The organism is Halopiger xanaduensis SH-6, from assembly GCF_000217715.1.
Taxonomy (GTDB): domain Archaea; phylum Halobacteriota; class Halobacteria; order Halobacteriales; family Natrialbaceae; genus Halopiger; species Halopiger xanaduensis.
This window is the reverse complement of record NC_015666.1, coordinates 2023852-2042159: the sequence shown is the minus strand read 5'-3', so window position 1 is coordinate 2042159 and position 18308 is coordinate 2023852. Positions and strand designations below refer to the sequence as shown.

The window sequence follows — 18308 nt, the reverse complement described above, 5'->3', positions numbered from 1 at the left end:
ACTTGGGATCCGGAGCCCGGATTCGCGAGGTCGCGAACACCGTTGGTATTCGCTGTCGACTGCACCCCCCTCGCGCCGCACCCAGGCCTTCTTGACAAGGGTTATACGCGGCCACCCCCAAACGACGTACCAAGATGACACGAGCGTCCGCCGGAGAACCCGGCGCGGACGACGGGGATTCCGTCGTCTACGATCTCGATGCAGATTGCACCGCAGACGATCTCGAGCAAGACCAGCCCTATCTCGCCGAAATTAACGGCATCGTCGACTACGGCGTCTTCGTCGATCTCTCCGAATCCGTCTCCGGTCTCGTCCACGAATCCGTCCTCGAGGGCACCTTCGCCGTCGGCGACGAACTCGTCGTCGAACTCGAGAGCGTCCGCGACAACGGCGACATGGCCTTCGAACCGGTCGAACTCGACGACTACACGCTCCGAGAGGTCTCCCACGATTACGCGCTGACGGGCACCGACCGCCTCGAGGCCAACGTCGGCGAGCAGATCCACCTCGAGGGCGAGGTCGTGCAGGTCAAACAGACCGGCGGCCCGACCATCTTCCACGTCGCCGACGAGTACGGCGTCGTCCCCTGCGCGGCCTTCGAGGAGGCCGGCGTCCGCGCCTACCCCTCGGTCGAGGTCGGCGACGTCGTCCGCGTGACCGGCACCCCCGAACACCGCGAGGGATCGGTCCAGATCGAGGTCGACGGCCTCTCGAAGCTCGAGGGCCAGGACGCCGATGACGCCCGCGAGCGCATCGAGACCGCCCTCGAGGAACGCGCGGAACCCCACGAGGTCGAACCGCTGATCGACTGGCCCGCCTTCGAGAAACTCCGGCCCAACCTCGAGGAGGTCGCCAAGCGACTCCGGCGGACCGTCCTTGAAGGGCGCCCGATCCGCGTGCGCCACCACGCCGACGGCGACGGGATGTGCGCCGCCGTCCCCGTCCAGATCGCCCTCGAGCGATTCATCGCCGAGGTCCACGAGGACGAGGACGCGCCGCGACACCTCATCAAGCGCCTCCCCGCGAAGGCGCCGTTCTACGAGATGGAAGACGCCACGCGCGATCTGAACTTCGCGCTCGAGGACCGCGAGAAGCATGGCCAGCAACTGCCGCTCCTGCTCATGCTGGACAACGGCTCGACGGCCGAGGACGTCCCGGCCTACGAGACGCTGGCCCACTACGACATCCCGATCGTCGCGATCGATCACCACCACCCCGACCCCGACGCGGTCGGCGACCTGCTCGACGCCCACGTCAACCCCTACCTCCACGACGAGGACTACCGGATCACGACGGGGATGCTCTGCGTCGAACTCGCGCGGATGATCTACCCCGACCTCACGGAGGAACTGCGCCACGTCCCCGCCGTCGCCGGCCTCTCGGACCGCTCGAAGGCCGACGCGATGGAAGACTATCTCGCGCTGGCCGCCGAGGAAGGGTACGACGAAGAACGGCTGCAGGACGTCAGCGAAGCGCTGGACTACGCCGCCTTCTGGCTGCGCTACAACTCCGGCGACCAGCTGATCCAGGACCTGCTCCAGATCGACAGCGACGACGAGGACCGCCACCGCAAGCTCGTGGACTTCTTCGCCGACCGCGCCCGCGAGGAGGTCGACGAGCAGCTCGCGGCCGCGATGCCCCACCTCGAGCACGAGGAACTGGACAACGGCGCGCACCTCTACCGGATCGACGTCGAGAACCACGCCCACCGCTTTACCTACCCCGCGCCGGGCAAGACGACCGGCGAGATCCACGACCGCAAGATCGAGGAGACCGGCGACCCGGTCATCACGGTCGGCTACGGACCGGACTTCGCCGTGCTCCGCAGTGACGGCGTCCGCCTGGACATCCCGCAGATGGTCTCGGAACTCGAGGCGGAGGTCCCCGGCGGCGGCGTCTCCGGCGGCGGCCACCTCGTCGTCGGCTCGATCAAGTTCGTCAAGGGAAAGCGCGAGGAAGTGATCGAGGCGCTGGTCGAGAAGATGGAAGAAGCCGAACTCGACGAGGCGCTCTCGAGCGCCGCGCCGATCGACGATTAAGTGACGCTCAGACTGCGGTCGAGGCGACGATCCGTGTCCGCATCCGCATCGGGCGCCACGATCACTCCAGTCGCGTCGCGTGCAGTCCGAAGGATTACACGGAATGACGGGAAAATAGCTGCTCGAGTGCGACGCCGCTCGGACCCGAGGCGTGAGCGACCGACCGCAGTTTCAAATGTGGCTTCGGCACCGCTACCGGCCCCAGAACTGGAACCGATACCAGCACCGGAGCAGCGACCACAGTACCGACCCGTCCTGACTACACCTCGCCGACACCGACTCCACTGCAGCATAGACGACTCCGATGATTGATCGCGACGACCCCACCGACCCGCCGGACGTACTCCTCGTCGATTCCTCGAGCGACCGGATCGAGCGAACGAAACGCGCCTTCCGGGCCGAACGGGACGACATCTCGCTGCACGTCGTTCACGACGACGCCGCGTGTCTCGACTTCCTCCGGCAGCGGGGCGAATACGAGGACGCCCCTGAGCCGGGGCTCGTCGTCCTCCGGACCGAGCCGTCGACGTTGCTGAACGGTGACTCGGTCCTCGAGACGATCGCCGACGACGCGGCGCTCGCGCGAATTCCGCTCGTCGTCTGTCTCCCGACGACGGCGCCCACGACGGCGGTCCGGCGCGCCTACGACCGGCGGGCCAACGCGGTCGTCGAGCATCCGGCCGACGAAGAGAAAGAAGAGTTCGTCAGGACGATGCGGCTGCTCGTCCGGTTCTGGATCGCAGCCGTCCGATTACCGCCCCAGCCGGGGCCGACCGAGTAAGCAGCCAGTTAGAACTGGTACCGGCGCTCGTCGTCCATCGTCGGGTACTGATCGGCGCCGGTCATCTGGTCGAAGGTCATTCCTGAGAGGTACTCGTCGTAGGTCACGTCGTACGCCGAGCGCAGGTGGAAATCGAGGTTCCCCGTCTCGACGGTCGACTGAAAGAGCATGTGGATCGCCCGCCGGACGAGTTCGTCCGTTTCCTCGGGATCGAGGGCGGTCTCGAGCAGCGCGAGTTCGTTTCGCGTCTCGCGGTCGAGGTCGATCGACAGCTCGTCGCCGAATTCGGAGTACGATGCCTGAATCTCCTCGTTGAGATCGTCGAGGCTCATGCTCGGATGCAAGCGAGCGCGCCCGTTAGTCCTTTCCTCTCGAGCGGTCGATCGAGGAACGCGGTGCTCGCGGCTTCCTGCTTACTGCGCCGCGAGCCACTCGAGCGCGTCGTCGTCCGAGCCGAAGATACGGTATTCGAAGTCGGGATCGATCGCGTTCAACTGGCCTTCGATCTCTTCCATGTCCATGCTCGCGATCGCCGAATCGGCGTAGACGCCGGCCCCGTGGCGGACACCGTGGTCGATCAGATCCGGGATCCACGTTTCGGCGAGCCAGCGCTTGTCGGCGTCGTCATGTGCGGAGATCGACTCGGTGTTGACGACGTACTGGTCAGCGTCTTCGGATGCGATGAAATCCGCCCACGTACGGGCGATATCTCGGAGTTCCTCTCCGGAGACGAATGCGTTGTACGTGAAAATCGGGACGCCCTGCTCCTCGTCCAGTTCGATCGTGTACTCGTCTGTCCGTTCGATGAGTTCCGTCATCCCCTGGACAGAGCCACGCCGACCCGATAATAGTTATTGCCGGATTGATATTATTCGCGGCGGTTACCGGTTGAATTACGGGCCGGACGGGAGTCGAACTCGACTTAGGGACTCGCTTCGACGCTGAGCCGTCGCTCCACCGCCGAACGGACGCGCTCGAGCACCGCCGGGTTGTCGCTGGGCCGGCCGACGCTGACGGCGTCGGCGCCGTAGTCGACGTACTCCCGAACGGTCTCGTCGTCGCGGACGCCGTTGTTGGCGATCACGAACAGGTCGGTCGCGTCGACGACGTCGGCGATCACGGGTTCGGAGTCCATCGCGTCGACGTGGACGAACGCCGCACCCGCGTCCTCGAGCCGCCGCGAGAGCGCCGGGAGGTCGACGTCCGACACCTCGGCGCGGACCTTGACGCCGACGGTTGCGCCAGTTTCGGCGGCCGTTTCGACATATGCAGCGAGGCGGTCCGCATCGCGCAGCAGCGTCTCGCCGCAGCCGACCGCGCAGAGTTCGTCCTGCCGGCAGTGGGCGTTGATCTCGAGGAGGGCGCCCCGGTCGCGACAGACTCGCGCCGCGTCGGCGATCGGCTCGCGGGTCGCGCTCCGGACGTTGAACCCCGGTTGAATCGGGACGTCCTCGAGGGCGGCGAGTTGTCGGTCGATGAACTCGAGCGGCTCCGGGGGCAGGAACTCGTTCCGGTCGCGTTCGACGAGCTCGCGCGCGGCGGCTCTCGAGTTCGCGTCGAGGGCGATGCCGCCGAGGAAGGCGGCCTCGGCGTACTCGGCGCCGGCGCGGGCCCACTCGGCGTCGGCCTCGCCGCTGAGGCTGGCGAGCGCGAGCGGCGGGGTGAAGGCGAGTTCAGACATGCTAACTGACGATCTCGATCGCCTGCTCGATCGCTCGAGTGACGCGCTTCGCGTCTTCGGGCGAGTCAATCTTGATATCAGTCTGGATCGTCGGCCGGTCGAACTCGACGTCGTCGCCCTCGTCGACGATGTAGGCGTCGGCAAAGGGGTACGCGGTCGCCAGCCCCTCGGTGCTCGGCTCGGCGTTGACCGCCTCCATCAGGTCCTCTGCCGGCCCGGAGAAGGCCTCGTCCCCGAGGAACGGCGACACCGCGACGACCGTCGTCTGTGCGAGCGAATCCGCGACCCCCGGCAGCGCGAGCATCGGACCGATGCTCGTGACCGGGTTCGACGGCCCGATGACGACCGTGTCTTCGAGCGCCTCGAGGACGCCGGGCGCGGGCTCGGCGGTCGAGGAGCCGCGGAACTCGACGTTCTCGACGTCGGGCTCGCCGCGGCGGCCGACCCAGTACTCCTGGAAGTGCATCATGCCCTCGTCGGTGTGGACGAGGCTGGCCACGGGGTCGTCGCTCATCGGGAGGAGGTCGACGGAGAGATCGAAGGCGTCGGCGAGGCGCTGGGTGGCCTCGCTCAGCGTGTGGCCCTGATCGAGGAGGCTGGTGCGCGTGATGTGGACGGCCCGGTCGCGGTCGCCGATGGTCATGAACTCGGCGATCCCGGAGAAGCGCCGCCAGTTCGCGATGTCCCGCCCCGCCGTCTGTGCGTCTTCGGGGAGGTACTGCGGCCCCTCGGGGAGCCCCGCGGCGTCGGCGAGCTCCATCAGCGCCGAATTCGTCCGGTGCGTGTCGCCCGCGATCCCCCACCACGTCTCGCGGTCGAGGACGCCCCCGCCCTGAAAGAGCAGCGTGTCGACGTCCGGCGACACGAACAGGCCGCCGATCTCGATGTCGTCGCCCGTATTGGCGACGATCGTCGTCTCCTCCGGCGAAAACACGGCCCCAGCGCCGTCTAACAACTTCGGCGTCCCGGTGCCCCCGGAGAGGAAGGTTACCATACGCTACACTCTCGAGCGTGGCTACTTAATCGCTTTTGGCTGTTCGCGAGCGGCCGCTCGTCGGCCGTGGGGCTCCCGCCGGGCCGGTCCGCACTCGGACTCAGTCGCCGATCCAGTCCGCGAAACTCCCCTCGAGCAGCGTCTCGCGCTGGCGGTCGACGTACTGCCGCTGCATCGTCGTGATCGCCTCGGCGAGGGACGCGCCGTCCTCGACCTCGGCGCGAACCTGCTCGCGTTTCCAGCTCGCCGGCGTCACGCGCTGGCGGACCCGCCGCCGAAGCGGATAGAGGTACTTCGCGGCTTCCTCCTCGTTCAGGCCGCGATAGGTCAGTCCGTCCTCGGCGTGGGCGAGCAGGTCCTCGTAGAGCTCGAGGGTGTCGGTCGTCTCCTTGCCGTCGTTGGTGATCCAGGTCAGGTCGGCCTCGAGGCCGTCGACCATCGCGGCGTAGAAGTTCTCGCGGGCGACCGGCCAGTCGAGTTCGCGGACGGGGTGCTCGAGGCGGGTGAGACTCTGGAGCAGGCCGGCGAAGGCGGCGAGGAAGGCGGTGCCGTCGCGCACCGTGGGTTGAGCGGGGATGGGGCGGAACTCGATGCGGGCGTTGGCCGCCGAACGGGTCGGGCCGCCGAAAACCGGCCGGACCCACCGCCAGTAGGTGCCGTGCTTGCGCCGGAAGTGGGGGAACTGGTCGTCGAACCGCTCGCCCTCCTCGACGGGCATCGGGACGATCGTGTCGTCGCCCGCGACGCGATCGATCGCCTCGTCGACGGTCGCCAGATCGCGGGGGAATCGCACTTTCCCCTCGCCGGTGGTGGGATCGTTCAGGACGGTCTCGAAGACGCTGATACGGTGTTCCATCCAGCCGTCCGCGAGGACGTCCTCGGGACTCGCGTCCTCGTCGTAGAGGTCCGGCGGGAAGAACGGCGAGTTGACGCCGAGCGCGAGCAGCGGCCCCGCGATGCGCAGCGCGTAGTTGAAGTAGTCCGGGAGATCGGCCGCGTGGGGGACCTGGTAGTGGGGCTGGATCGACGTGATGAGGCTCTCGGGCATGACGGTGTCGGCCTGCAGGGAGACGTGGGGCGCCTCGATGCGCATCCCCGCAGCCTGGGCCTGGTCGGTGTTGGCCATCGCGTGGTACCGGGCCGAGTCGCTCATGTTCGTCGCGACGCGGATCGAACGCTCGCTGCCGTCCTCGGCGGTCGCCGTCCGCTCGACGCTGTCGGTCAGGTAGGTCCGCGCGTCCTCGCCCTCCGGCGGGATCGTCCAGAGCCCGTCGCTGACCAGCCGCATCCCCTCCGACTCGGAGACCGTCAGCGCCGTCCGGAGCCGGGCCTTGACCTCCGACTCCTGGGCGACGATCCCGTCGGCGTTCAGCGGCTGCGGGCTGGTCGTCATCTCCGCGTTGTGCAGCCCGAGTTCCTTCTCGAACCCGATGAGTTCGAGCAGCCGCCGGGGCACCCGTCGGAGCGCACAGTCGTCGTCCTTGACCGCGTAGAACTCGTACTCGAGGCCGACGATCGCTTGGGGGTTGTCGAAGACGCCGTCCTCGACTCCCTCCTTGATGACCTCGGCGTCGGCCGCAGCCTGCGCTTGATACGCCTCGGCGTCGACCGAAAGCACGTCTGCGACCCGCGACGCGAGTTCTTCCTCGGGCATTGTCTTACTCGAGAGTGCGGACGCGACCGCCTTTAAATCCGCCCCTCGAGTCCGTTCGCCACGAGGCACAGCCGAGGGATTACTCGCAGGCCCGCACTCGCGAACGGTGGTCGCCCGCGTCTCAGAACCGTTTTACTCCCGCCGGCAGTAGCGTCCGCCGATGCAGTTCGCCACGTTCGCCGACCGCGCCGCCGCGATCGAAGCCGAGCCCGCGGACCTCGAGATCGTCGCGCACGTCACCGACCTGCTCCGCGACGCGGAAGCCGACCTCGAGATCGTCGCCCGGTTCGTCCAGGGACGGGTCTTCCCCGCGTGGGACTCGACGACGCTCGACATCGGCCCGAGCGCGTGCTACGAGGCGATCGCCCGCGCAGCCGGGACGAACGTCGACGCCGACGACGTCGAGGACCGGCTCGCGGAGACGGGCGAGATCGGCGACGTGGCGGCCAGCTACGACTTCGGCGGCCAGCAGGGCCTGGGCGCGTTCACCGGCGGCGACGGCGGCGAGGACGACCTCACCGTCCGCGAAGTCTACGAGACCCTCTGCGACCTCGCGGCCGCCGAAGGATCGGGCAGCCAGGACCGCAAGGTCGACCTCCTCTTCGGCCTCTTTAACCGCTGCTCGAGCGAGGAAGCCCGCTACCTCGCGCGACTCGTCCTCTCGGAGATGCGCATCGGCGTCGGCGAGGGGGCCGTCCGAGACGCCGTCGCCGAGGCCTTCGACGTCCCCGAGGAGGAGGTCGAACGGGCCCTGCAGGTCTCGAACGACTACGGCGAGGTCGCCCGCATCGCCCGCGACGAGGGACTCGAGGGGCTCGAGGCAATCGATCTCGAGATCGGCCGGCCCGTCCAGACGATGCTCGCGCAGGCCGGCACCGTCACCGACGCGCTCGAGGAGTGGGACGAGGCCGCCGTGGAGTGGAAGTACGACGGGGCTCGCATTCAACTGCATCACGCCCCCGACGACGATACGACCCGCGTCTTCTCCCGCAACATGGAGGAAGTCACCGACGCCCTCCCCGAAGTCCTCGAGTACGCCGACGAGACGCTCGAGGAACCGGTCATCCTCGACGGCGAGGTCGTCGCCGTCGACGACGACGGGGGGCCGCTCCCCTTCCAGGAGGTGCTCAAGCGGTTCCGCCGGAAGCACGACGTCGAGAAGGCCCGCGAGGAGGTCACCGTCCGACCCGTCTTCTTCGACTGTCTGCACGCAGGCGGCGAGGATCTGCTCGAGGAGCCGCTGACGGCGCGCCACGACAGGCTGCGGGCGGTGCTGGCGGAGGATCCCGACGCCGTAACCGAGACGGAAGACGAGCGCGACGTCGAAGGCCTCTCCCTGCTCTGGACCACCGACGACCCCGACGAAATCGAGGCGATCGACGCCGACGCCCTCGAGGCCGGTCACGAGGGGATCATGCTCAAGAATCCCGAGTCGACGTACTCGCCGGGCCGCCGGGGGAAACACTGGCGCAAGCGCAAGCCCGACGTCGAGACCGTAGACTGCGTGGTCACCGGCGCCGAGTGGGGCGAAGGTCGGCGCGCAAACTTCCTCGGGACCTTCGAACTCTCGGTGCGGGACGGCGACGACTTAGAGACCGTCGGCAAGGTCGCGACCGGCATCACGGACGAGAAGCTCGAAGAGCTGACGGAGCTGCTCGAGCCCCACATCGCCGCGGAGGACGGCCAAGACGTCGACCTCGAGCCGGCGGTCGTCTTCGAGGTGGGTTACGAGGAGATCCAGACCTCGCCGACCTACTCGTCGGGCTATGCACTGCGATTCCCGCGATTCCTGGCGGTCCGCTCTGATAAGGAACCCGAGGACGCGGACACGCTCGAGCGGGTCGAGGCGCTGCGGTCCTGACGTTCGAATTCTCCGTTCGCCGCCGTTAGTCGTCCACGAACTGATCCAGTGTCGTATCCAGTCCGTCCCGCACTTCGCTGACCAGCGCGCCCTCGATATCGAGGCCGAGCACGTCGACGGCAGCCCGGCCGACGCGCTCGCGCATTTCGGGCGGCGAGTAGACGCCGAGGCGCCACTGGGAGTACTGAGCCGCGCGCAGGGCTTCCACGAGCGGCGACTGCTGGCCCAACTGGCGGATGTCGCCGTTGACCATCACGCGCGTCGTCGACTCCGTCATCGACGGTCGGCCCGGGATATCGAGGATGACACACTCTTGATCGACCGCGGCTCGCTCGGCGATCTCGCGCTCGAACTCGCGGACCGCCCCGTGGTCGCTCTCGATCACGCCGCCGGGGACGTCGTCGATCTCGGCCCACACCGCCCGCTTGAACAGATCGCGTTCGTCCAGCCGGCGGGAGAACTCCTGCGTGTCCTCACAGGAGCGCAAGGCGACGATCAGGTCGGCGTCGTCCATCCGCTGTAGCGTCTCGGCGTCCGTGTCGGTCCGCTCGAGCAGCCGCTCGGCCGCCCGCCGCAACATCGCCTTGCTGATCCGGGCGACGCTGTGGCTGTAGACGGTCGGGTTCATCAGCGCCCGCGCGACCAGCAGGCTCTCGGCGGCCTGGACGTTCCCCTCGTCGAGGACGAGTTCGCCGTCGACGAAGGTGAGTTCCCGGACCAGCCGCTCGTGGTCGATCGTCCCGTAGGGAACGCCGGTGTGGTGGGCGTCCCGGACGAGGTAGTCCATCCGGTCGACGTCGAGTTCGCCCGAGACGAGCTGGCCGAACCGGCCCTCGCCGGCGATCAGCCCCGCGATCCGCTCGGGCTCGAGGTCGTGGTCCCGAAGGACGTCGCCGACCGCGCCGTCCGCGATCAGGTGGTCGACGTCGTCGTGGTACCGGCCCGTCCGCCGGTGGGTCAGCGGCTCGAGGTTGTGGCTGAACGGCCCGTGGCCGACGTCGTGCAGCAGGGCGGCGGCCCGGACGCGTTCGGCCTGCGCCCCCTCGACGTTGAGCTGCTCGAGGGCCTTGCAGGCGAGATGGTAGACGCCGAGGCTGTGCTCGAAGCGGGTGTGGTTCGCGGAGGGATAGACGAGCGAGACGGTGCCGAGTTGGCGGATGCCCCGGAGCCGCTGGACGGGCGGCGTATCGAGGAGGTCCCGCGCGACGCCCTCGACCTGAAGGTGGTCGTGAACGCTGTCCTTGATGACTTTCATTGTCGGTAGTTTGTCTCGATCGTACAAAAACCGACGGAACGGAACTGCCGTCGGATGATCGACAGCACTTTCATCGCCCCCTCCGAACCTCCGCTATGCTCGATCCGTTCGTGATGACGGTGGCGCTGTTCGTCATCGTGATCCTCTGTTTGATCGCGCTGCTGTATATCTCGACGCAGTGGGAGTGACCCTCGCGGAGACAGCGACCGCGACCGAGACGCGTGGCCTCAAAAGCGCCCGTCACCTGACGCGACGGCGTTTACCCCCGTGGCCGGCGTGGACCGGGACGATGACCGAGCTTACGATTCCGCCCGACGCCGACGACTCGCGAGCCAAAGCACTCGTGCAGGAGCACGTCGACGTCGGCGACGTCGTCCAAATCTGGGAGGCCGACCGGACCGGGTCCGACGACCCCGAACACGAGGGGAAAGTCACCGGCTTCGAACCCGGCTATCTCGAGCTCGACGGTCAGACCCTCGAGGGGGCCAGCATTCGCTACGACAAGATTCACTCGCTGATTCGAGTCGGGTCGAGATCGGAAGGGGGCGTTCAGTAACCGGCCCTCGGCTTTCGAGGCCGTTTCAGCAGCCTTAGTCGCCCTCAACCTCGACATCGCCGAGGTCGCCGACGCCGTCCTCGAGGTCGTCCGCACCCTCCTCGGACTCGAGCCGGTCTCCGGTCATGAGAACGCCAGCGAGCCCGTTCGGCCCGTGCCGGTGGATCGTCAGTAGCACGTTCGAGACGAACAGGACGACGCCGGCCGTCCCGAGGACTGCACTTCCGACCGTGACGGCGGCCGGCAGGTCGAACAGCGGCGCGGTCGCGAGTCCGACGAGCGCGACGACCGTGAGCGCGAAGTCCGCCCGCTCGAGGCGGTCGTCGTAGAGGTCGTCGATCATCGGGACCTGTTCGAACCCTAGCCGGTCGCTGTACCGTTCGTGCCAGATGATGAAGGGAACGATGTGGTAGAGCGAGCCGACGACGACGAAGCCGAAGACGCCGAAGATCAGGACGTTCGCCGCGTCGGGGTGACCGAACACCGTCTCGCCGGTCGGCTCGAGCCACCACGCCGGAACCGTCAGGAACGCCCACGCGTACAGCGACGCGACGACGACCCAGTACCGGTCGGTCATGGGCGAGCGCTCAGCGGTTGATCCCGCGAGCGCGCGGACGACGACGACCGTGAACGCGACGAGGCCGGCCAGCAGAGCCATCGCACCGACCTGCGCGACGAGGTCAGTACCGGCTGCGCGTCCGACCGTGAACGCGAGGAGGCCGGTCGGAAAGAGGGCCTGCTCGAGTTGCAGGAGGCGGTCCTCGAGCGCGCCGAGCTCCCACTGGGCGAACATCTTCGTGAGCTGGAGGAGCGCGCCGAGGACGGTCGCGAGCAGCGCCCCGTACAGCGCGAGCGTGGCGTGCAGCAGGCGGACGTCGCCGCGAACGAGCGCCACCGCGTCGAACGCCGGGCGCGTGAAATCGACCGCGAGCAGGTACCCCAGCGGTGCGACGAGGGCGAAACACGCGAGCGCGAGCGCGAAGTGGCGCTCCGTAAAGCCGAGCGGCCGCGCGCCCAGCAGCGTCCGGCCGACGTTGTAGACGAACAGCCAGATACCGAGCAGGATTGGCGCGGCGACGACCGGAAGCCACACGAGTTCGCCGGCGAGCAGGGCGCCGGCGAAGCCCAGCAGGCCGACGACGACGAGCCACAGTTGTGCGACGGCGAGCCGGCGCGAGTGGATCGAGACGCCCGACCAGACGGGGACGAACTGGGTCATCGCGCCCATGATCGTCACGGCGATCCACCCCAGCAGAACGACGTGGACGAACGCGAGCTCGGACAGTCCGGGCAGCGTCGTGACGGTCAGGACCGTTCCGCCGACGACACCGGCGACCAGAAACGCCAGCGCGAGCACGAAGTGGCGAAACGGGATCGCCGTCGGCGGTTGCTGATCGGTCCGTAACCCGCCAGGCATCCGGTTCATACGCGATCGTTCGCTCTCGATCGTCGTTCGATTACTCCCGAACACGTTCGGAGTCGAGTTTTCGCCCCGCAACGTCGTACGACCGGATATGACGGCCGAAGCTACCCACGACCAGGCGACCGATGTCGATCACACCGGCGAAACTACTCCCGAGACCACCGTTACCGTCCGCTGCACCGGCCACGTCCGCGAAGCCGTCGGCACCCACGAACTCGAGTTTACCTTCGAGGGAACCCGATTGCAGGCGTTCCTCGAGGCCTTCTTCGCGGAGTACGACGTCGAGGACCTGCTGATCGCCGAAACGGAGGAGGAGGCGACGGCCCACGGCTGGGCGGAGCCGCCGGAGGAACTGCCGGGGACCTGGCGCAAGAACCCCGAGGGCGAACAGACCCGCACCTACGCTCGCGTCTGCGTCAACGGCAAGTTCAACGAACTGCTGGACGGGTTCCAGACGGAACTCGAGGACGGCGACCGCGTGGCGCTGATCTACCCGTTCATGTTCTGCTGTTGACGGGACGCCACGGGACCGCCGACTGCCGGTCACCGACGGATACCACCGGTTCGCCGCCCGAACGGGTTCGGCTCAGCCCTTAGCGCCGTCGAGCGCCGACGGTTCCGTATGGCCGAAGACGTCAGCGACGTCGAACCGGTGACGCGGCGCGACCACGAAAATTCCTGGTCCGCGAACCTCGAGCAGCCCCGACACGCGGCCGACCGCGACCTCGTCGTCGAGCAGGCCAAAGACGCGGTCGAGGCGACCGAGAGCGGCTACCACGTCAACCTCGTGACCCACGGCGACCACGGCCACCCCGAAACCTACCTCTGGGACGAACTCGAGGCCGCGTTCGAGAACGTCGACCTCGAGTACGTCGACCAGTGTGGCTGCGGTGGTCACGTAACTCGCGCGCACGTTCGGGACTGAGACCCGAGACGCGGCGGGCCGCGCAGCCACTCGAGCTTAGCTGCCGTCCCGCTCCGCCAAGACGAGGGATCGAGCGTCCGACTCCGCCCGCCAGACGACCTGCACCGTCGTCCCCTCGAGAGCATCCTCTTTGGCGCAGACGGTCGCGGTATCGCCCGCGCTCACCGTCCCGTCGTCGACGCCGGCGGTCGCGTACTCGTCCGGCGCCGCCCACGAACCCGAGAGATCGGGGTCGTCGCTGGTGGTTTCTAGATAGAGTTCGTTAGCGGGGATCGAATCCCCGGCGACGTGGGTCGCAACGAGGCCCGTCGCCTTCTCGTCGTCACAGTCCGCGTCGGCGTCGATCGAGACGCCGGCAGTCGGATACGTCTGGAGGGTGTCGTCCGCGAGACTGAACGCGAACGTGTGAACGACGCCGGCCAGGACGACGGTGATCGCGATCAGAAGGAGGACGCCGACGACGGACGAGACGGCGGTTCGGTCGTCGGATAGCGACACGGAGCGCATTACCGGTCCTCCGTAGAGAACCGGCATTGTTATACGCGGAATATCAGCGTTCAGGACTGATATACGAATTGAATAGTGGCGGTTGACCGGCGGTCAACGTCAGCTATCCTACTCGTAGACTGCCAACGACCGACGGAAACCACGAACCTGCTGCCGGCGGATTACAAACTATTTACGTCGGAGACGCCGGCGGTTTCCTTGTACACGCGCGGTTCCTCGCTCCCGTCGTCCGTGTCGTCTGTCGTTCCATCGTCGTCCGCGTCCGGATCGGCCGCCTCGTCGTCGACGGCCCGCGTCGAGAACCGGACGACCTCGTCGGCCGGACAGACCCAGAGGTCGACCGAATACCAGCCGAACAGCCTCGAGGCCTGTTCGTGGGCGTCCGTCGCGCTCTCGGCGGCGACGCTGCCGACGTGGCGCAGCGGACCGCCCTCCTCGTCGCGGACGAAGACCTCCCACTGCGGGATCGGCGATTCGGAGTCGTCGTATTCGACCTTCGCACGGCGCGCCTTCTCGACCATACTCGACGGTACGAAACGGCGAGGAAGATCGTTCCCCAAACTCCCAGCGGCTGGGAACACGTCGTCGATCGGGCGAACGCGTTCGCGTCTTCCCGACCGGTGAGAACGAGAGTGCGACTTTCCGTCGGTCGCTCGCAAGTACCGGGCAATGAGACCAGGTCACGTCGATACGTCGGAGCGGCCGTTCGTCCTCATCTGGGAGGTCACCCAGGCCTGCGCGCTCGCCTGCGACCACTGCCGGGCCGACGCGCAGGAGAAACGCCACCCCGACGAACTCTCGACGGCCGAGGGAAAGCGCCTGCTCGAGGAGGCCGCCGAGTTCGGCGAGGGGCAGTTAGTCGTCCTCTCGGGCGGCGATCCGCTCGTCCGCGACGACGTCGAGGAACTGGTCGATTACGGGACCGACCTGGGTCTCCGGATGACGATCACGCCCAGCGGGACCCACTCGCTGACCGCCGACCGCATCGAGGCGCTGGCCGACGCCGGGCTGAAGCGGATGGCGGTCAGTTTCGACGGCGCGTCGGCCGCGACCCACGATGACTTCCGCGGCGAGAACGGGAGCTTCGAGGAAACCGTGCGAGCCGTCGAGGACGCCCGCGCGGCCGGTCTCCCCGTGCAGGTGAACACAACCGTCTGCCGCCAGACCGTCGGCGAACTCCCCGAGATCAGGGAGCTGCTGCGCGATCTCGGCGCGGTCCTGTGGAGCGTCTTCTTCCTCGTGCCCGTCGGCCGCGGCCGCGTCCTCGAGCCGATCGATCCCGACGAGGCCGACGCGGTGATGGCCTGGTTGAACGACGTCAGCGACGAGGAGCCGTTCGGCGTTAAGACGACCGAAGCGCCCCAGTACCGCCGGGTCGCGATGCAGCGAGCGACCGACGGCTCGAGCGGCGGGCCTCGGTCCGGTTCCGGTGCCAGCGCCGAAAACGGACCCGCAGACGGCATCGGCCGCCGAACCGGCATCATCGCCGGCGACGGCTTCGCGTTCGTGAGTCACACCGGCGAGGTCTTCCCCTCGGGCTTCCTGCCGCAGTCGGCCGGCAATGTCCGCGACGAACCCCTCACCGACATCTACCGCGACTCGTCGCTGTTCCGGTCGCTGCGCGATCGCGACAACCTCGAGGGGAAGTGCGGTGCCTGTCCGTACCACCACGTCTGCGGCGGCAGCCGCTCGCGGGCCTACGCCCACACCGGGAATCCGCTCGCGAGCGACCCGCTCTGTCCGTACGTTCCCGGGGAGTACGACGGACCGCTGCCGTGGGAAGAGACATCGACGATCGAGCGGCCGGCTTCGGGCGACTAATCGGGTACTCGTTTTCGTCGGACTCGAGGGCCGAGTGGACCGCTGGCCACGGAGACGACAGGACAAAAGATCGAACGTGAACCGTGTCGACCCGGACCGACTGAACAACCACCGGACGGGTTCTCGAACCCGTCGATCACAGGTTTGGGCCGACCGGCGGAAGACGATGGCTCTAGAGCGGAGTCGGCACATCGACGCACCGACCGCACGGTCGAACCGATCGGTACGCGGCTTCCGACCGCGCACGCGATATCGATCGTATGGGTCAAAGACGGAGCCAGCACCACGTGCAGACGAGTCCGGACGCCGTCGACCGCTCGCAGGGTGGGTCTCGATACCGCGTGCATCCCCGTCTTGCGAACGAAGGTAGTTCAGCGTTCAGCCGAACACGTTCCGGCCGGTGACGGCTGAGAAAATCGACAACGAATCCGAAGCGATCCGATCTACTCGAGGACGACCAGCGTATCGCCCATGTCGACGCTCTGGTCCTCCTCGACGGGGATCTCGACGACCGTGCCGCCCTTCGAGGCCACGATGTCGTTTTCCATCTTCATCGCCTCGAGGACGACCAGCACGTCGCCGGCCGCGACCTCGTCGCCCACCTCGACCTCGATGTCGAGGATCGTCCCCTGCATCTCGGCGTCGACGGTTTCGCCCTCGCCGGCGACGTCGGCGTCGCCGCTGCTGGATCCGCCGGCCGGCTGGGGCGGCTGGGCTTGACCGCCGCCGGCCTCGACGTCGCCGGTCGGAATCGCCGGCGCGCCGTGCTCCTCGAGTTCGACCTCGAAGCGCTTGCCGTTGACCTCGACGGTGAACTCGCGCTCGACGGACTCCTCGTCCTCGCCGTCGCCGCCGTCGCCGGTGTCGCCGCCCCACTGCTGTTGGGCTTCCTCGATCCGCTCTTGGTCCATCTCCTCGTCCAGATACTTCGTCGTGTGCGTGCTCTCGACGAACGTCTCGTCGGTGAGCATCAGCCGGTGGAAGGGGATGATCGTCGGGATACCCTCGATTTCGTACTCGCGGAGGGCACGCAGCGAGCGCTCGATGCACTCGTCGCGGTCCTCGCCCCAGACGACGAGTTTGGCGATCATCGAGTCGTAGTCGGTGACGAGTTCGTCGCCCTGCCGCAAGGCGTCGTCGAGGCGAACGCCGATCCCGCCCGGCGGGTCGTAGGTCTCGAGGGTCCCCCCTGTCGCGGGCGCGAAGTCCTGGGCGGCGTTCTCCGCGTTGATCCGGAACTCCATCGCGTGGCCGTCGAAGGTGACCTCGTCCTGCTCGAAGTCGATCTCCTCGCCGGCGGCGATTCGAATCTGGCGCTTGACGATGTCGTAGCCGGTGATCTCCTCGGTGACGGTGTGCTCGACCTGAATCCGGGTGTTGACCTCGAGGAAGTAGAAGTTCGCGTCGGGGCCGAGCGGCCCGTCGCGGCCGGGTTCCTCCTCGACGAGGAACTCGACGGTGCCGGCGTTGGTGTAGTCCGCGGCGGCGACCCCGCGGCGGGCCGCCTCGCCGATCTTCTCGCGGAGTTCGTCCGTCAATGCGGCCGAGGGGCCTTCCTCGATGACCTTCTGGTGGCGGCGCTGCAGCGAACAGTCGCGCTCGCCGAGGTGGCGGACGTTGCCGTGCTCGTCGGCCAGGATCTGGACCTCGATATGACGGGGCTGCTCGAGGTAGCGCTCGAGGTAGACCGAGTCGTTGTCGAAGTAGGCCTGGCCCTCGCGCTTGGCGCTCTCGAGTTGGTCTTCGACCTCGCTTTCGTCGCGGACGACCTTCATCCCGCGGCCGCCGCCCCCGCCCTCGGCCTTGATGGCGATGGGGTAGCCGTACTCCTCGCCGAATTCCTTGACCTCCTCGGGTTCGGTGACGGGGTCGGTGGTCCCGGGAACGATGGGCACGTCGGCCTCGTTCATGATCGTCCGGGCCTTCGTCTTCTCGCCGAGCGACTCCATCGCGTCGCTGGAAGGTCCGATCCAGGTGATTCCGTCCGCGTTCTCGACCTTGCGGGCGAACTCGGCGTTCTCCGCGAGGAAGCCGTAGCCGGGGTGGATCGCGTCGGCGTCGGCCTTGCGCGCGGCCTCGATGACGGCCTCGTGATCGAGGTAGGAGTCGGCCGCGCGGGCCGGCCCGACGTTGTACGCTTCGTCGGCGTAGCGGACGTGTCCGGCGTTCTTGTCCGCCTCCGAGTAGATCGCGACCGTCCCAACGTTCAGTTCCTCGCACGCGCGCATGACTCTGACGGCGATCTCGCCGCGGTTCGCCACCAGGACCTTCCTGAACATTTCTGTACAAACAGTTGCGAGGCGACTACCTTACTTTTTCGCAACCGGTCGGCTCTCCGAGACCGTTTCGCACGCGAACGCATCGCTCTCGAGCCTCTCGAGCGCTCGAGAGTCGGCGCGTTCGTGCAGTCGTTTCGAAACGAAACCATTACGTTCGCGGAACGGAAACGAGGTACTGAACGCGGAAACCGACGGTGGCTGTACCGCGGTTCGACTCCGCGGGTCGGCATTGAAGCGGCCACAGCGGCGGGGAAACACCCGTACCCATCCCGAACACGGAAGTTAAGCCCGCCTGCGTCCCGGCAAGTACTGGAGTGCGCGAGCCTCCGGGAACGTCGGTTCGCCGCTTCACTATTCATACGTTATTCCTCGTCCGTTCCGACAGTCGCAACGCCGGCTCGGATCGGCGTCTACAGTTCTCGAGTCTCCGTTCGTCACCGGTCTCGAGCTGTCCGCCCCGGAAGCGGACGGACACGAGCATGTTCGGCATAACGGCGATACGGCAAGGGTGGCGACGTTCCGGACGTCGGAC

General features: G+C 67.5%; 17 protein-coding genes and 1 rRNA gene. 8 read left to right on the top strand and 10 right to left on the bottom strand.

What is annotated here, in order from left to right; translation table 11 throughout:
* The first annotated feature begins 134 nt into the window (after nt 1-134).
* Together HALXA_RS09960 and HALXA_RS09955 are read left to right on the top strand one after the other, a co-directional pair.
* The gene (locus tag HALXA_RS09960; protein ID WP_013880220.1) at nt 135-2039 is read left to right on the top strand and encodes a DHH family phosphoesterase; all 1905 of its coding nucleotides are present in this window, start codon (nt 135-137) and stop codon (nt 2037-2039) included.
* Nucleotides 2040-2343: 304 nt separating this feature from the next.
* The gene (locus HALXA_RS09955) at nt 2344-2820 is read left to right on the top strand and encodes a hypothetical protein (RefSeq protein WP_013880219.1); all 477 of its coding nucleotides are present in this window, start codon (nt 2344-2346) and stop codon (nt 2818-2820) included.
* 8 nt (nt 2821-2828) lie between these two features.
* Here the strand turns inward: HALXA_RS09955 and HALXA_RS09950 are convergent, their stop codons facing one another.
* The 5 genes from HALXA_RS09950 to HALXA_RS09930 all read right to left on the bottom strand — a co-directional run bounded on the left by HALXA_RS09950 (nt 2829) and on the right by HALXA_RS09930 (nt 7149).
* Nucleotides 2829-3152, bottom strand: coding sequence for a hypothetical protein (locus HALXA_RS09950; RefSeq protein WP_013880218.1), 324 nt, complete (start codon nt 3150-3152; stop codon nt 2829-2831).
* A gap of 81 nt (nt 3153-3233) precedes the next feature.
* Entirely contained in the window at nt 3234-3638 is a 405-nt protein-coding gene (locus HALXA_RS09945; RefSeq protein WP_013880217.1) for a hypothetical protein, read from the bottom strand.
* A gap of 104 nt (nt 3639-3742) precedes the next feature.
* Nucleotides 3743-4501: a tRNA-dihydrouridine synthase gene (locus HALXA_RS09940; protein ID WP_013880216.1), complete on the bottom strand. Its 759-nt coding sequence runs from the start codon at nt 4499-4501 to the stop codon at nt 3743-3745.
* Nucleotide 4502: 1 nt separating this feature from the next.
* Nucleotides 4503-5495: a 2-phospho-L-lactate transferase gene (gene cofD / locus HALXA_RS09935; protein WP_013880215.1), complete on the bottom strand. Its 993-nt coding sequence runs from the start codon at nt 5493-5495 to the stop codon at nt 4503-4505.
* A gap of 100 nt (nt 5496-5595) precedes the next feature.
* The gene (locus HALXA_RS09930; RefSeq protein WP_013880214.1) at nt 5596-7149 is read right to left on the bottom strand and encodes a hypothetical protein; all 1554 of its coding nucleotides are present in this window, start codon (nt 7147-7149) and stop codon (nt 5596-5598) included.
* Between the two features lie 160 nt (nt 7150-7309).
* On the opposite strand from HALXA_RS09930, the gene ligA reads away from it, so the two are divergent.
* Nucleotides 7310-9010: an ATP-dependent DNA ligase LigA gene (gene ligA / locus HALXA_RS09925; protein WP_013880213.1), complete on the top strand. Its 1701-nt coding sequence runs from the start codon at nt 7310-7312 to the stop codon at nt 9008-9010.
* A 25-nt stretch (nt 9011-9035) separates the two neighbouring features.
* Here the strand turns inward: ligA and HALXA_RS09920 are convergent, their stop codons facing one another.
* A complete protein-coding gene (locus HALXA_RS09920; RefSeq protein WP_013880212.1) occupies nt 9036-10265 on the bottom strand; it encodes an HD domain-containing protein in 1230 nt (409 codons plus the stop codon).
* A 289-nt stretch (nt 10266-10554) separates the two neighbouring features.
* Between HALXA_RS09920 and HALXA_RS09915 the strand changes: the two genes are divergently transcribed.
* The gene (locus HALXA_RS09915) at nt 10555-10821 is read left to right on the top strand and encodes a hypothetical protein (protein WP_013880210.1); all 267 of its coding nucleotides are present in this window, start codon (nt 10555-10557) and stop codon (nt 10819-10821) included.
* A gap of 34 nt (nt 10822-10855) precedes the next feature.
* On the opposite strand, the gene HALXA_RS09910 is transcribed toward HALXA_RS09915, so the two are convergent.
* Nucleotides 10856-12247 carry a hypothetical protein gene (locus HALXA_RS09910; RefSeq protein ID WP_013880209.1) on the bottom strand — a complete coding sequence of 464 codons (1392 nt, stop codon included), beginning with the start codon at nt 12245-12247 and terminating at the stop codon, nt 10856-10858.
* 88 nt (nt 12248-12335) lie between these two features.
* Here HALXA_RS09910 and HALXA_RS09905 point away from each other — a divergent pair, with 88 nt between their 5' ends.
* Nucleotides 12336-12758, top strand: a complete 423-nt coding sequence (locus tag HALXA_RS09905; RefSeq protein WP_013880208.1) for a MoaD/ThiS family protein — start codon at nt 12336-12338, stop codon at nt 12756-12758.
* A gap of 108 nt (nt 12759-12866) precedes the next feature.
* Nucleotides 12867-13169, top strand: coding sequence for a CGCGG family putative rSAM-modified RiPP protein (locus HALXA_RS09900; RefSeq protein WP_013880207.1), 303 nt, complete (start codon nt 12867-12869; stop codon nt 13167-13169).
* A gap of 36 nt (nt 13170-13205) precedes the next feature.
* Here HALXA_RS09900 and HALXA_RS09895 read toward each other — a convergent pair whose 3' ends face one another.
* Nucleotides 13206-13676, bottom strand: coding sequence for a type IV pilin (locus HALXA_RS09895; RefSeq protein WP_013880206.1), 471 nt, complete (start codon nt 13674-13676; stop codon nt 13206-13208).
* A gap of 161 nt (nt 13677-13837) precedes the next feature.
* Nucleotides 13838-14197 (bottom strand): Htur_1727 family rSAM-partnered candidate RiPP, encoded by a 360-nt coding sequence (locus HALXA_RS09890; protein WP_013880205.1) that lies wholly within the window; start codon nt 14195-14197, stop codon nt 13838-13840.
* Between the two features lie 148 nt (nt 14198-14345).
* Here HALXA_RS09890 and HALXA_RS09885 point away from each other — a divergent pair, with 148 nt between their 5' ends.
* Nucleotides 14346-15497, top strand: coding sequence for a TIGR04053 family radical SAM/SPASM domain-containing protein (locus HALXA_RS09885; RefSeq protein WP_013880204.1), 1152 nt, complete (start codon nt 14346-14348; stop codon nt 15495-15497).
* A gap of 443 nt (nt 15498-15940) precedes the next feature.
* Here the strand turns inward: HALXA_RS09885 and HALXA_RS09880 are convergent, their stop codons facing one another.
* Nucleotides 15941-17776, bottom strand: coding sequence for an acetyl-CoA carboxylase biotin carboxylase subunit (locus HALXA_RS09880; RefSeq protein ID WP_013880203.1), 1836 nt, complete (start codon nt 17774-17776; stop codon nt 15941-15943).
* A 230-nt stretch (nt 17777-18006) separates the two neighbouring features.
* Between HALXA_RS09880 and rrf the strand changes: the two genes are divergently transcribed.
* Nucleotides 18007-18128, top strand: a 5S ribosomal RNA gene (rrf, locus tag HALXA_RS09875).
* Nucleotides 18129-18308: the final 180 nt, after the last annotated feature.